The organism is Streptomyces sp. GL_148, assembly GCF_057834205.1.
Map to the genome: position 1 here is coordinate 128,963 of NZ_CM174396.1, position 12,790 is coordinate 141,752.

General features: G+C 72.7%; 12 protein-coding genes. 6 read left to right on the forward strand and 6 right to left on the reverse strand.

The window, feature by feature from the left end:
• The first annotated feature begins 16 nt into the window (after positions 1-16).
• From AC3IYI_RS00635 to AC3IYI_RS00645, 3 genes are read left to right on the forward strand one after another with little or no spacing between them, the layout of a single operon-like run.
• Entirely contained in the window at positions 17-1,564 is a 1,548-nt protein-coding gene (locus tag AC3IYI_RS00635; protein ID WP_489408313.1) for a DUF6056 family protein, read from the forward strand.
• Between the two features lie 36 nt (positions 1,565-1,600).
• Positions 1,601-2,665, forward strand: a complete 1,065-nt coding sequence (locus AC3IYI_RS00640; protein WP_489408314.1) for an FUSC family protein — start codon at positions 1,601-1,603, stop codon at positions 2,663-2,665.
• A gap of 34 nt (positions 2,666-2,699) precedes the next feature.
• A complete protein-coding gene (locus tag AC3IYI_RS00645) occupies positions 2,700-3,392 on the forward strand; it encodes an aspartate/glutamate racemase family protein (protein ID WP_489408315.1) in 693 nt (230 codons plus the stop codon).
• Between the two features lie 6 nt (positions 3,393-3,398).
• Here the strand turns inward: AC3IYI_RS00645 and AC3IYI_RS00650 are convergent, their stop codons facing one another.
• From AC3IYI_RS00650 to AC3IYI_RS00660, 3 genes are all read right to left on the reverse strand, one after another.
• A complete protein-coding gene (locus AC3IYI_RS00650) occupies positions 3,399-3,791 on the reverse strand; it encodes a hypothetical protein (protein ID WP_489408316.1) in 393 nt (130 codons plus the stop codon).
• Between the two features lie 699 nt (positions 3,792-4,490).
• Complete coding sequence (locus tag AC3IYI_RS00655) at positions 4,491-5,162, reverse strand: response regulator transcription factor (protein WP_489408317.1); 672 nt, start codon at positions 5,160-5,162, stop codon at positions 4,491-4,493.
• Positions 5,159-6,352 (reverse strand): sensor histidine kinase, encoded by a 1,194-nt coding sequence (locus AC3IYI_RS00660; protein WP_489408318.1) that lies wholly within the window; start codon positions 6,350-6,352, stop codon positions 5,159-5,161. The genes AC3IYI_RS00655 and AC3IYI_RS00660 overlap by 4 nt, the downstream gene beginning before the upstream one ends.
• A gap of 111 nt (positions 6,353-6,463) precedes the next feature.
• On the opposite strand from AC3IYI_RS00660, the gene AC3IYI_RS00665 reads away from it, so the two are divergent.
• Positions 6,464-8,047 (forward strand): DUF1349 domain-containing protein, encoded by a 1,584-nt coding sequence (locus tag AC3IYI_RS00665; protein WP_489408319.1) that lies wholly within the window; start codon positions 6,464-6,466, stop codon positions 8,045-8,047.
• 118 nt (positions 8,048-8,165) lie between these two features.
• Here AC3IYI_RS00665 and AC3IYI_RS00670 read toward each other — a convergent pair whose 3' ends face one another.
• Positions 8,166-9,524, reverse strand: a complete 1,359-nt coding sequence (locus AC3IYI_RS00670) for a M64 family metallopeptidase (RefSeq protein WP_489408320.1) — start codon at positions 9,522-9,524, stop codon at positions 8,166-8,168.
• Between the two features lie 139 nt (positions 9,525-9,663).
• Between AC3IYI_RS00670 and AC3IYI_RS00675 the strand changes: the two genes are divergently transcribed.
• On the forward strand, positions 9,664-11,016 hold the full coding sequence (locus AC3IYI_RS00675) for a tetratricopeptide repeat protein (RefSeq protein WP_489408321.1): 1,353 nt from the start codon (positions 9,664-9,666) through the stop codon (positions 11,014-11,016).
• A 65-nt stretch (positions 11,017-11,081) separates the two neighbouring features.
• On the opposite strand, the gene AC3IYI_RS00680 is transcribed toward AC3IYI_RS00675, so the two are convergent.
• Positions 11,082-11,606, reverse strand: coding sequence for a GNAT family N-acetyltransferase (locus AC3IYI_RS00680; protein WP_489408322.1), 525 nt, complete (start codon positions 11,604-11,606; stop codon positions 11,082-11,084).
• 209 nt (positions 11,607-11,815) lie between these two features.
• On the opposite strand from AC3IYI_RS00680, the gene AC3IYI_RS00685 reads away from it, so the two are divergent.
• On the forward strand, positions 11,816-12,481 hold the full coding sequence (locus AC3IYI_RS00685) for a helix-turn-helix transcriptional regulator (protein ID WP_489408323.1): 666 nt from the start codon (positions 11,816-11,818) through the stop codon (positions 12,479-12,481).
• Positions 12,482-12,535: 54 nt separating this feature from the next.
• Here AC3IYI_RS00685 and AC3IYI_RS00690 read toward each other — a convergent pair whose 3' ends face one another.
• Entirely contained in the window at positions 12,536-12,748 is a 213-nt protein-coding gene (locus tag AC3IYI_RS00690; RefSeq protein ID WP_243333154.1) for a tautomerase family protein, read from the reverse strand.
• Between the last annotated feature and the right edge of the window lie 42 nt (positions 12,749-12,790).

Genomic DNA, 12,790 nt, shown 5'->3' on the forward strand with positions numbered 1-12,790 from the left:
TGCGAAGGACTGATAGATGAGCACAGTCGAGTGCCAGGGCGAGACCGACAAGGAGAAGGTGAGGGACGCCGGTGGCCGGCGGCGTCCGCTCCTGCGCGGAGTGTTCGCGGCCACCTGGTGGGTGCCGGCCGCGACGGCCGGTGCGCTGGTCGCCGTCGGATGCTTCCTCGGCCTCTACCTGCGGCCCACGTCCGACGACTGGTGCGCCGCGTGGAAGTCGCGCGACATGGGGCTCTTCGGCATCACCTCCGACTTCTACATGACGCAGAACGGCAGGATCACCAACGCCTTCCTGAGCGGGATCATCTACGGCGACGGACTGGTCGGGGCCAAGGTCCTGCCCACCGTCATAGCCGTCTCGTTCACCGTGGGACTCGTGCTGCTGGGCCGTGAATTCGTCCGGTTCCTGGGCGGCAGGGCGCGGCTGCCGGTCCTGATCGCTTGCGCCCTGGTGATCCAGGCCCTGGTCTACTTCGCGGGCCCCCGCAGCTATCAGGCCCTGCTGTGGGCCCCCGCCACGATCTCGCACACCGTTCCCAGCGTCATCGGCGTGTGGGCGCTCCTGCTGGCCCTGCGGACCGCCTCCCACCCCCGTACGGCCGTCCGGGTGGCCGGCATGGTCGCCGCGTTCCTCATCGCCTTCGCCATCGGCACCTTGAGCGAGCCGTTCGCGCTCGTGAGCGGAATCCTCGCGGGGCTGGTCGGGCTGGTCTGCCTGCCCCGCCTCGGACTGGCGCAGAACTGGCGTCCCTTCACCTGGTGCCTCGTCTGGTGCTCGGGCCTGGTCATCGGCCTGATCGTGCTCTACACCTCCCCCGGCGCCCGGTGGCGCCGGGCGCAGCAGCCGGCCAAGGAGTCCCTGCTGTCCGGAACCGGGCTCCGGGCCACCTTCGAGGACTGGCTGCGCATGTGGGACTCCGTCACCGGCCGCCCGGCCTACCTCGGCGCCGCGGCCGTCGGCGTGCTGCTGGGGCTGGCGACGGTCCTGGGCAGGGCCCGCCGGGGCGGGCCCGTGCCCGAGGAGCGGGAGCCGCGCCGGACCGTACCGCGCGGCACGCTGACCGCCCTCCTGCTGCTCCCCGTGCTGGTGGTGCTCCTGGGCTCGTTCGCGGTGGCGGTGGGTCTGCGCAGCGGCTACGGGCCGACCGGGTGGACGTACGCGCGCACCTGGACGAGCTACCTGGTGCCGATGGAGCTGGCGCTCTGCGGCTACGGCGCCCTGCTGGGCGCGTGGGGCGGGCGGCGGCTGCTCGAGCACCGCAACGCCGGCCCGGCGCTCCTGGCCGGCGCCGTGGCGGCGGGCTGCCTCGCGCTGGCCTCGCTGGCCGTCCTGGTCCCGGAGGTCCAGCGGCTCACAACCGCCACGGTCGCCCGCTCGGTGGCCTGGGACGCGCAGAGCGCACGCATCCAGGCCGAAGCCGAGCGGGGTGCGACGGACGTGGCCTACGAGCCCCTGTACATCGGCAGTCTCGCCGAGCCCTTCTTCACCCGGACCTACGAGCGGGACTGGGTCGCCTCCTGTGTGTCCAAGTGGTACGGCATCGACCGGATCCACCGCCGCTGAGCCGTCCGTGCCGGGGGGGCACACCGAAGGGAACGGATGACCGATCTCGCCGGCTCCCCCGCAGAGCGGGCCGGGCGCGCCCGGGAGCTCCTGCGCGACGAGGGTCCCGCGGCCGCCCGGATGGTGGTCACGGTGACCGTGGCCTGGCAGGCCGCGTTGTGGCTGGGCGCCGACCAGCCGCCGGTGTTCGCGGCGATCGTCCCCCTGGTGGCCCTGCGCGGTGATCCGATGACGGCCCTGGGCACCTCGCTGCAGCGGATCCTGGGGGTCGTGGCGGGCGTGCTGATCGCGATCGCCGTCCTGAACCTGTGGCGGCCCTCCACCCTCACCCTGGCCCTGGTGGTGGCCCTGGGCCTGGGCGTCGGCATGGTCCTGCGGGCCGGCGGCGCGCTCAACATCCAGGTCGCGCTGTCCTCGCTGCTGGTCTTCGCCAACGCCTCCCCCGATTCCTACGCACTGGACCGTGTGTGGGAGACCGCGGCGGGCGCGGCGGTCACCATCCTCCTCGCTCCGCTGCTGTGGCCGCCGGACCCCCAGCGCGTCCTGGCGGTCGTCTCCGAGGACTGCGGGGCGCGCCTGAGCCGTTCCCTCACCGGCACGGCGGCGGTGCTGGGCGCCGGCCCGGCCGCCGCCCGCGACAATCTCACCCGGGTGCACGCCCACGTCGAGGCCGTGCACGCGGGCGCCGCGCGCGCCCGTGAAGCCGAACGGGCCCTGCGCTTCAACCCTCTGCGCCGCCGTCAGCGCGGCGCCGTACGCCTGCGGGCCGAGCGCGTGGCCGCCGCCGACGGGCTCGCCGTGCACGTGGCGACCCTGGCCGGGGAGGTGGCCGCGTTCACCGGCCGGGAGGACCTCGCTCCCGAGCTCGACCGGGCTCGGGTGCGGCTTGCGGAACTGGCCTCGCTCACCGCCCGAGCCGTCGAGCGGGCCCTGTCGGGAGCCGATCCCGGGGCCGCCGTGACCGCGGCCCGCGAGGGGCTGGCCGCCTACGCCCGCGCGGACGCCCGGCCCGTGGCCGTTGCCCTGCGCCGGCCCTTGCACCGGGTCCTGGACGAGCTGGAGGTCCCGCCCACAGAAGACCAAAGGCCCACTTATGGATGAGCGAGCATTACGACTTCTCCCTTATGGTGGGCGCATGAAGACGATCGGGTTGATCGGCGGTATGAGCTGGGAGTCGACGGCGGAGTACTACCGGATCCTCAACGAGCGGACCCGCGAGCGCCTCGGCGGACTCCACTCCGCCCGCTGCGTGCTCTATTCCGTGGACTTCGCGGAGATCGAGCGCTTGCAGGTCCAGGGCCGCTGGGAGGAAGCCGGCGAGGCACTGGCCGATGCCGCCCGGTCGCTGGAAGCGGCGGGCGCGGAGCTCCTGCTGATCTGCACCAACACCATGCACAAGGTCGCGGGCTCGGTCGAGGCGGCCGTCTCCGTCCCGCTGCTGCACCTCGCGGACACCACGGCAGCCGCCGTCCGCGGCGCCGGACTGCGCCGGGTGGGGCTCCTGGGCACCGCGTTCACGATGGAACAGGACTTCTACCGGGGCCGCCTGGCCGCGGGCGGGCTCGACGTCCGCGTCCCGGATCCCGAGGGGCGTGCGCTCGTACACCGGGTGATCTACGAGGAGCTCTGCCTCGGCATCGTCCGCGAGGAATCGCGTGCGGCGTACCGCCGGGTCGTCGAGGACCTCGTCGCCGGGGGCGCCGAGGGAGTCGTCCTGGGGTGCACGGAGATCGAGCTCCTCATCGGCCCCGCGGACAGCTCCGTACCGCTCTTCCCCACCGCCCGCCTGCACGCCGAGGCGGCGGTGGACGCGGCCCTGGCCCCGTAGATCCGGTCAGGCGGGGTCGAAGACGTCTTCGCGTGCGTCGTCGAGGATGAATCCGTTGTCGAAGCGCACCCGGACGCTCACCCGCAGCGGCTCCGCCCGGTAGGCGGTCCACGCGGGCTCCAGGCCGGCGACCTTCTCCTCCAGTTGCTTCCTGCTCTCCGTCGGCATACCCGCGCCGAAGGCGTCGAGGAGCGACTTGAGCCGCTCGTACTCGCGGGACTCCGGAGTCTGCAGGTCGTGCTCGATCACCCGCACCACGGTGCCCTCGGTACCCGCCGCCAGGGACAGCGACCCGACGACGGCACCGGCCTCCGCCGAAGGGCCCTGCGTCATCGCGACCCAGTCGGTCAGCCAGGTGTCCGCCGCCAGCCTCACCCGCCGGCCTTCTTTCAGCGTCATCGCTTCTTCAACTCTCCGCTCGTTACGTGCCGTGCCATTATCCGTCCCTGTCTTCGCCGTCCCGTCAGCGGCATGCGGACGGCGCTGCCCTGCTGGCCGAGATCTCTGGTGAAGTCGTCGCGGCGTGTCGCGAACATGGCGACAATGTCACGACTGAGACAGGCCGAACCAGTCCGCTCGCGGTCGTACCGCTCTGGACGGCTTGAGCGCCTCACCTGGCGACCCCCTTTGACGATCGCGCCGAACAGTCGGACTCCCGCCCAGCACGACGCGAGCGATGCGAAACCCGGCGTCACGGCGTCCGCCACGAGCACGGACACGATCCGCATGACGCTCCCCGAACGAAGTGACGTGGATGCGAAGCTGTTCCCCGAAGCCGAAGCAACCGAGTTCGCGCCTGCCACTGGCGTTCCGGACTGCCAGGCGGTGCCGGAATGCCACAAGGCCACAGCCGCGGGTCGCATCACGTACGACGGCGTGAAGGTACCGGCGACTCGACCTACTTCAACAGCGACGGCAGCCCCGACATCGATGTACCGCCGGAGCTGATCGGCCGTTACGTCTGGTTCCGGCAGGGTCCCTTCGTCGCGGTGGTTCAGCAGTTGGGCGCAGACACCGTGTCGCGAGGCCCGGATCGCCTCCTGGACATGTCCTCGATGTTCGGCGGCCGGATCGTGAGATTCCAGGGTGGATGAGGGGTCAGCCGGAGGCTGGGTCCGCGATGCGGTAGCCCACGCCTGGGGTTGTCGTGATGACCTGCGGGGCGCCCAGTTTGCGGCGCAGGCGGCCCATGGTGACCGCGACCGTGTTGGTGAACGGGTCTGCGTTCTCGTCCCAGACCTGTTCGAGCAGGGCCTCGGCACTCAGGAAGCCCGGGCTGGCCCGGAGGAGGGCCTCCAACACGGCGAACTCCTTGACCGAGAGCTCCAGGCGGGTGCCTTCCCGCAGGGCGTTGCGGTGCACCGGGTCGAGTTCGATTCCGGCGGCGCGCAGCGTACGGGGCCGGGCCGCGGGCCTGCGGCGGGCCAGGGAGCGGATGCGCAGGATCAGTTCGGGGAAGTGGAAGGGTTTGGCGAGGTAGTCGTCGGCGCCCAGGGTGAGGCCGCTGACCCGGTCGCCGGGCGATCCGGCCGCGGTCAGCATCAGCACCATCGCGCGGTCGTCCCGCTCCGTGATCATCCGGCAGAGCGTGTCGCCGTGGATGCCGGGCAGGTCCCGGTCGAGGACCACCACGTCGTACGCGTTGACGTCGAGCTTGGCGGCGGCGGCCAGCCCGTCGTAGGCGAGGTCGACGGCCATCCCCTGGTCGCGCAATCCTTCGGCGACGACCTCCGCGAGCGAGCGCGCGTCCTCGACGACCAGGATCCTCATGCCGTCCCCCCGTGCGGACCGTACGGGCCGTCGAAGGCGTTCGCCGACGGCATCGCGGCCGTCACCTTCAGTCCGCCCTCCGCCCGGACACGGAGGTCGAGGCTGCCGCCGTGTGCGGAGACGATCGCGGCGACGATCGACAGCCCCAGTCCGGAACTCTCCTGCGATCCCGTCCGGTCGGTGCCGAGCCGCTCGAACGGCTGCGTCAGCCGGTCCACTTGGTCCTGGTCCAGGACGCTCCCGCCGGTCTCGACGACGAGACGGGCCCGGGGTGCGCCGTCCGCGCCGGCGTCGTCCTGTGTGGCGATGCGGATCCAGCCGCCCGCCTGGTTGTGCACGATCGCGTTGTCGATCACGTTCTGCACCAGCCGGGACAGCAGCGCCGGGCTGCCCGACGTCCACGCCTTCGACGTCAGCTCGTCCTCGACGGTCAGGTTCTTCTCGGCGATGGCGCCGGCCCGGTCGGCCAGTGCCTCCCCCGCCAGCTCGGCGAGCGATACGGGGACCCGGTCGGGCAGGACGCCGTGCTGCGCCCGGGCGAGCACGAGGAAGCCTTCCAACAGGCGGTCCACCCGGTCCAGTTCGGTGCGCACCCGGCCCGCGAGCGCGACGGTCTGCGCCGCGGGCTGCGGTTTGGCCACGGCCACGTCGAGCGAGGCCCGGATCGTCGTCAGCGGGGTGCGCAGTTCGTGCGAGGCGTTGGCGACGAAGCGTCGTTGCGCGGCGAACGAGGCCTCGAGGCGTGCCAGGAGGCCGTCCACCGTGTCCGCGAGCTCCTTGACCTCGTCGTCGGGCCCGGCCACGGCGAGCCGTTGGTCCAGGTTCTCGGCGGAGATCCGCCGAGTGGCCGCGGTGATCAGGCGCAGCGGGCGCAGGACGTGCCCGGCGAGGATCCGGCCGAGCAGGAGCGAGACGGCCGCCATCACCACGATCGCGATCAGCGAGCCGACCAGGAGCTGCCGGGACTGCTGTGCGTGCACCTCCGCGAGCTGTCGTTCGAGGTCGAGGACGTGCTGTGCGACCCCCGTGGCCGGCTCGCCCGGCGGTGGCCGGCCGGGAGCGGACCGGGTCATGTCGGAGCGGGAGAGCAGGTAGATCAGGGCGATCAGCCCGACCCCGGACAGCAGGAACACCGTGGCGTAGAGAATCGTGAACCGCCGTCCGACGGTCCTGCTCCGCAGTCTGGCCATGACTTCTCTCCCCGTCCCGTCCGATGGGGTCCAGCATGCCCCGCGGCACCTAACAGCGTCATGACAGCGACGGTTCGGACCCCGTTACGGGCGGCTGCGTAGAACCGGAGCATGCTCACACACAACGAACTCCTCCGGCAGGAGTGGACCCGCTTCCTGCGTCCGGCCCGGCTGATCGCCCTGGTCACGGCGGCCCTGATGGTCCTCGCCCTCGGTCTGCTCTACGCCCTCGGCAACCACGCGTCCTGCGCCGGCACCTGCCCGGTCGACCCGACCGGTCCGGACGGCGCCGCGGTCAGTGACCAGTTCGCCTTCATGCACCGGGATCTGGGGCGCGAGGGCAGCATCACGGTCCGGATGACGTCCATGACGGGCACGATCACCTATCCGCCGCCCCACCACGACCAGATCGTCCCGGGCCTGGTGCCGTGGGCGAAGGCCGGGATCATCGTCAAGGACGGCGTCGGCCGGGGATCCTCGTACGCGGCCCTGATGGTCACCGGCGAGCACGGCGTGCGGATGCAGTACGACTACGGCCACGACATCGCCGGGAGCTCCGTCAACGGCGCCGCGGTCTCGGCCGAATCGCCGCGGTGGCTGCGGCTGACCCGGGCGGGCGACACCGTCACGGGCTACGAGTCCTCCGACGGCGAGCGGTGGGTGAAGGTGGCCGCGGTGAAGCTCGCCGGGCTGTCCGAGACCGCGCAGGTCGGGATGTTCGCCACCTCTCCCGGAGACCTGACCCTGCGCCCGGTCGGCCTCGGCGGCTCCACCGAGCAGGTGCGCTTCACCCAGGCCGCCGGTTCCTTCGACCGCATCGGCCTGGAGGGCGCCGCCGCGGGCGGGAGCTGGCGGGCCGAGACGATCGGCGAGATGAACAACACCGACTGGGAGAAGCAGCACAGGGCGTCCGGCGCGGTGGAGGAAGGCGGCACGATCACCGTCACCGGAGTCGGTGACATCGGGCCCATGGCCACCACGGGCGGCCGCCCCGTGGAGGGGATGCTGACCGGTCTGAGCCTCGCCCTGCTCATCGTGCTCGTGGTGGCGGTGCGGTTCGCCGGTGGCGGGTCCGGCCGCCGTCAGCCGCTGGACGGCGCGCCGCTCACCCGTGCGGTGCTCGGGGCGAGGGCCGTCGTCGTGGGGGCCGTGACGTTCGTGACCGGGCTGCTCGCCGTGGGCATCGTGGTGCCGGTCGGCGTCGCGGTCCTGAAGTCCAACGGGGTTCCCGTCGTCGGGCTTTCCGCGCTGACCGGGGCGCGGGTGGTCATCGGTGTCGCCGCGGTGCTCGCCCTCACGGCCGTGCTCGCCCTTGCCCTCGGCGCGGTGTTCAAGCGCCGCCGGCTGGCGGTGCTCGTCGCCGTCTCGGCCGTCGTGGTCCCGTACGCCGTGAGCACCGTCCCCCTGCTGAGCGACGGTTTCGCGCAGTGGCTGCTCCGGGTGACTCCGGCCGCCGGTTTCGCCGTCCAGCAGACCCTGGTGGAGTATCCGCAGGTCACCGCCCACTACGCGCCTTCCGCCGGGTACTTCCCGCTGCCCTGGTGGGCCGGGGTCGCGGTGCTGTGCACGTACGTGGTGGCCGCCATGGCCCTTGCGCTGCGCCGCCTGCCGCGGAGCGGTGAGCGGGCCGGTGCTCCGGCCGCCGTCCCAGTGCGAGAGCGCGTGCCAGGCGTCGCGCGGCAGACGGGAGTTTGACGACAGGCCCTAGGGGGCCGAGGACCGGAGACGGCCGGCGGCGGCGCGGGAGCTATCGGCTCCCGCGCCGCCGCCGCCGCCGTCGTCGTCGTGTGTGCTGCGCCCGCCCGTCCGCCGGCTACCGGCGGACGTTCCAGTCGACGGTGGTGCGCAGCGTGCGGGCGATCTCCGGGTCGCGGACCGAGGGGGTCCGGTCCTCCGCGGTGACGGACAGGGTGTGGGTGCGGAGGTCGGGGAGCCGCAGCTCGGCGACCGTGACGTCGGTCCGGCCGGCCAGGCGCTTGACCTCGCGGCCGTCGAGGTACCAGCGGACCAGGAGCTGACGGCCGTCGGCGCCGGTGAGCCGGGGCACGGCCGCCTTCGCGGTGTGCGCGGTGCGCAGGGTGCGGTCCGTCGGGGTGAGCGGGGTGACGGCCCTCGCGTGCTGGTAGAAGCCGGCGATCATCGCCTCCACGCCGGGGAGGTTGAAGGGTTTGCCCAGGACCCGCATCAGCGAATTGTCGGTGGGGCGGTGGATCCCGGTGACGAAGTAGCCGCCGCCCTCGTACGCGCCCACGGCGCCGCCGTCCGGAGAGGGCTCGCCGAGCCAGCGGTACCACTTGGCACGCTGGCGGGCCATCCGGTCGGCGGACAGCTTGGAGGTGTTGGACTCGGCGGGCTCGGGGCCGGTGTACTTCTCGTAGTCCGGGACCCCGGGGTAGAAGTACTCGTCGGCGAGTTTGCCGAGCGAGTGGCCCGTCTCGTGGATGGCGACCTGGCCTGACTTGGCGTTGTCCGCCGAGGCGGTGGAGATGCCCTCGTAGCCGAGGGTGGCGCTGGGCTCGTTGTAGCCGGCGCCGCCGTACTTGGCACTGTTGGCCAGGACGATGACCAGGTCGGCCTCGGGCGCCCTGGCCACGTAGGAGTCCACCTTGGGCTGGTCTATGCACAGGAGCCGCTCGATCTCCTCGCACCAGAAGTACGAGCCGAGGGCCGTGTCGCGGACGGCCGCCCGGTCGGGGTCGCCGGAGACGCCCGACTCCCGGGAGACGGCGTCGACCGTCCAGACGTTGAAGAGGTTCCGGTAGGTGGCGTACGGCTCCACGGCCGTCACCTCGGCCCACTTGGCCTGGGCGTCGGTGTGGAACTTCGCCAGCTCGGCCGCGGTGTAGCCGTCACCGATGACGACCACGTCCAGCCGGTCGGCGGTGGGTCCGTTGTCGACGAGCTTGACCACCTCGCCGTCCGCCGCGCGCTCCGCTTCGGAGAGCCGGGCGCCCGTCCCGGCCGGCCGGTCGGCCCGTGCGGGGACGCGGGCGTGGCCCGATCCTGCCTCACCGCCCTGCTCCGGCCCCGGAATCTCCACCACCAGCCGGGGCACGACCGGGGCGTCGGCCGCGCGGACGGGCCCGGCGGCCAGCAACGCGGCGGTCGCGCAAGCCGCCGCGACGGCTGCCCGCAGGACCGCCCGGGCAGCCGGGCGTCTGACGTGGTGCATGAAGTCCTCCTGCGATGACGGGAGTTAAACCGATGTGTAAGCACACTGAATCGGTTGCTTAAATTAGGTGGCGCGCGACGGGTGCGCAATGCCCTGCTCCCCCTGAATACTGGGCAGTTCGAGCAACCAGGGGGATCTCATGGACGAACCGGCCGAAATCGGCCGCAGGGTTCAGCGCATGCGCACCGAACTCGGCCTGACACAGCGCAAGTTGGCAGAGCCTGCGTACACCCCGGCCTATGTCTCCACCCTGGAGTCGGGGAAGGTGCGCCCCTCGGAGGCAGCCCTGCGCTTCCTGGCCGGGCGGCTCGGCACCTCTTACGAGGAGCTGGCCACCGGACGCCCCGCCGGGCTGGCCACCGAGCTGCGCCTCGCCCTCACCGACGCCCAGCAGCTCCTGGCCTCCGGCGCGGCGGGCGAGGCCGCCGTCCACTACCGGCGCCTGCTCGCCGAAGCGGAGGACCTCGGGTTCACCGACGAGCAGGTCGGGGCGCTGCTCGGACTCGGCGACTGCGCCCTGGAGACCGGTGAACTCCCGGATGCCATCGGGTACTTCGAATCCGCCGAACGACTACTGGCCGACGAGCCGCTCCCCCGCCGCGCCCGCCCGATCCGCGGCCGCGCGGTGGCGCACCTGCTGGCAGGGGAACTGCGCTACGCCTGCTACCTGCTCGAATCCACCATCGACGAGCTGGGGGCGAGCGGACTGGCCGACCCCGAGGCGCTGCTCCTGCTCTACGCCGCGGTCATCGGGCCGTACATCGACATGGGCGCCCACGCCCGGGCCGCCCATGCCGCCGAGCTCGCCCTGGCACTGGCCCCCCGGGTCACCGACCCGGCCCTGGTGGCGGGCATGCACCGGCAGGTCGCCCGGACGTTCCTGACCGAGGGGCGGGTGGCCGACGCCGACGCCTCCCTGGCCAAGGCCCAGGCGATCTACGGGCAGCTACAGCTGCGGACCGATCTGGCGCACTGCCACTGGATGCGCGGCTACGTACAGGCCCAGGACGGGGACCTCGCCTCCGCCGAGCGGGAACTGCGCACGGCGCGGGACATGCTCTCGGCCGGGCGGGCGGCCCTGTACACCGCGCAGGTGGAGGTCGAGCTCGCCGACGTATTGCGCCGGCTCGGCCGGTACGAGGAGGCCGCCGGGCTGCTCTCGGCGCTGCTGGCTCTCGGGGACAGTCACGGCGCCGTCCACGCGGGCGGCGCGCACCGGCTCCTCGGCCTCATGGCCGAGGAGCGGGGCGAGCCCGAGGCCGCGGAGGAGCACTACGTGCAGGCCCTGGCGCTGCTGGAGCGCAGCGGGGCGACGGGCGACCTGGCGGACCTGTGCCGACTCCTGGGTGATCTGCTGCGCCGGGCCGGCCGCACCGAGGCGGCGCTGGACGCCTACCGCACGGGCCTGGGCCATCGGGCGGCTCCCGGCACCACCACGCTGGGCCCCGCTCCCGCGGCGCCGGCGTTCCCGCACCGTCCGGCGGCGCGGTAGCGGGGCAGCGGTGGCCCGGTAGCGGGCCGGTCGGGGGCGGGGGCGGGGGCGGGGGCGGTCGTCGGCTAAAGGTCGATCCAGTAGCGGCGCTTGGGGCCGATCAGGGTCTCGCGGACGTCTTCCAGCACGCCACCGTTGCTCTCGATCGTGCGGATCGAGGCCTGGTTTCCGGGGTCGCAGGTGAGCAGCACCCGGTCGATCCCCAGCAGCCGGGCCTCGTGCTTGACCTCACCCAGAGCCCAGGTGGCCAGGCCCCGGCCACGGGCCGAGGGGCGCACGCTGTAGCCGATGTGGCCTCCCGCGTCGAGCAGGAATCCGTTCAGGTAGTGCCTCAGGTCGATGGCGCCCAGGTACTCGTCTCCTTCGGCGATCCACCAGTACGTGGCGTGGACGCGTCCGTGTTCGAGCGGCACCGAGCGGTCCCCGTACCGTCGCAGCCGCTCCGTCCAGGCGGCGAAGCCCTCCGGGGTGTCCACGTCGTCGTCGGAGCCGAGCCCGGCGCCGTCCATGTGGGCGTCGGGCCCCCATTCCTCTTGCGCGGCGAGCCAGGAGGCGTACAGACGGGGGGTGGGCGTGATCAGCTCGGGCATGAGCGGACGATAACAGTCCACGGATTGGGTCCCGGGCGGGCGTGGGGACGTACGGGCTGTCCGGCATGCCGGACAGCCGCCGAGGCCAAGAGGTGCCGCTCGTCGACCTGCGGCTGTCGCCCGGATGCCTGGCGGAGGTGGTGGCGCGACTGAGGGGGGACCGGGGTCTCCCCCTCTTTTAGTCAATGGGCATCGATTATATTTGGGTCATGACCGAAATGCCCCGTGGTGTGGATGCCCAGCGTGTCCACCACGCCTTGGCCGCACCGTCGCGTCGGCGTCTGATGACCCTGCTGCGGGAGGCGGACGGCCTGCTGGGCGTGGATGACATGGCCGCTGCCACGGGGCTTTCGGTCGCCACCGTCCGCCACCACCTGGCCGCTCTGGCGAAGGCGGGCCTGGTCACGGCCACCGCCTCGGCCGGGCCGGGCCGGGGCCGCCCCAGACTGCGGTACGCGGCCATCCGGCCCGATCCCCGGGAGGAACCGGCGGACACCCCCTTCCGGGAGCTCGCCCAGGCCCTGGCCGAGGCGGTGGGGGGCGGCCCTGGCGCGTCCCGCGAGGCCGGCCTCGACTGGGGGCGCCGGCTGGCCGGGAGCGGTCCGGCGGCGGAGCGGGTGTTCGCCGCGGCCGCCCGGATGGGCTTCGCACCCCGGGACGCACCGGGGCCCGACCCCGGCACCCGGCGGGTACTGCTGCATGAATGCCCGTACCGGGAGCTGGCCCGGGACCGTCCCGAGGTCGTGTGCGCCGTCCATCAGGGCGTCCTGGACGGCCTGCTGGAGTCCAGCGGGACCACGGTGCGGCTGCTGCCCTTCATCGGCCCGGACCTGTGCGCGGCGGACCTGCGCACGGCGGACCCAGGCACGGCCTGACCCGGGCACGGTGGACCCGGGCACTGCGGACCCGGACACGACCTGACCCGAAGGTCAGCCGCGGGGACGGTTGCGGCGGCGGTACTCGTCCGTCGGGACGCCGCCCACGCCCCAGTCCTCCAGAGCGACCTCGTCGATGAGGACGAACGTGGTCGCCGGGTCCTTGTCGAGGACCTTGACCAGCAGGTCGGTGATGCCCGCGATGAGCTCGGCCTTCTGCGACGCGGTCGCGCCTTCACGGGTGATCTTGACATTGACGTACGGCACGGGGATTCCCTTTCTTGTAGCGGTGACGTGCAGGGGGGCGTA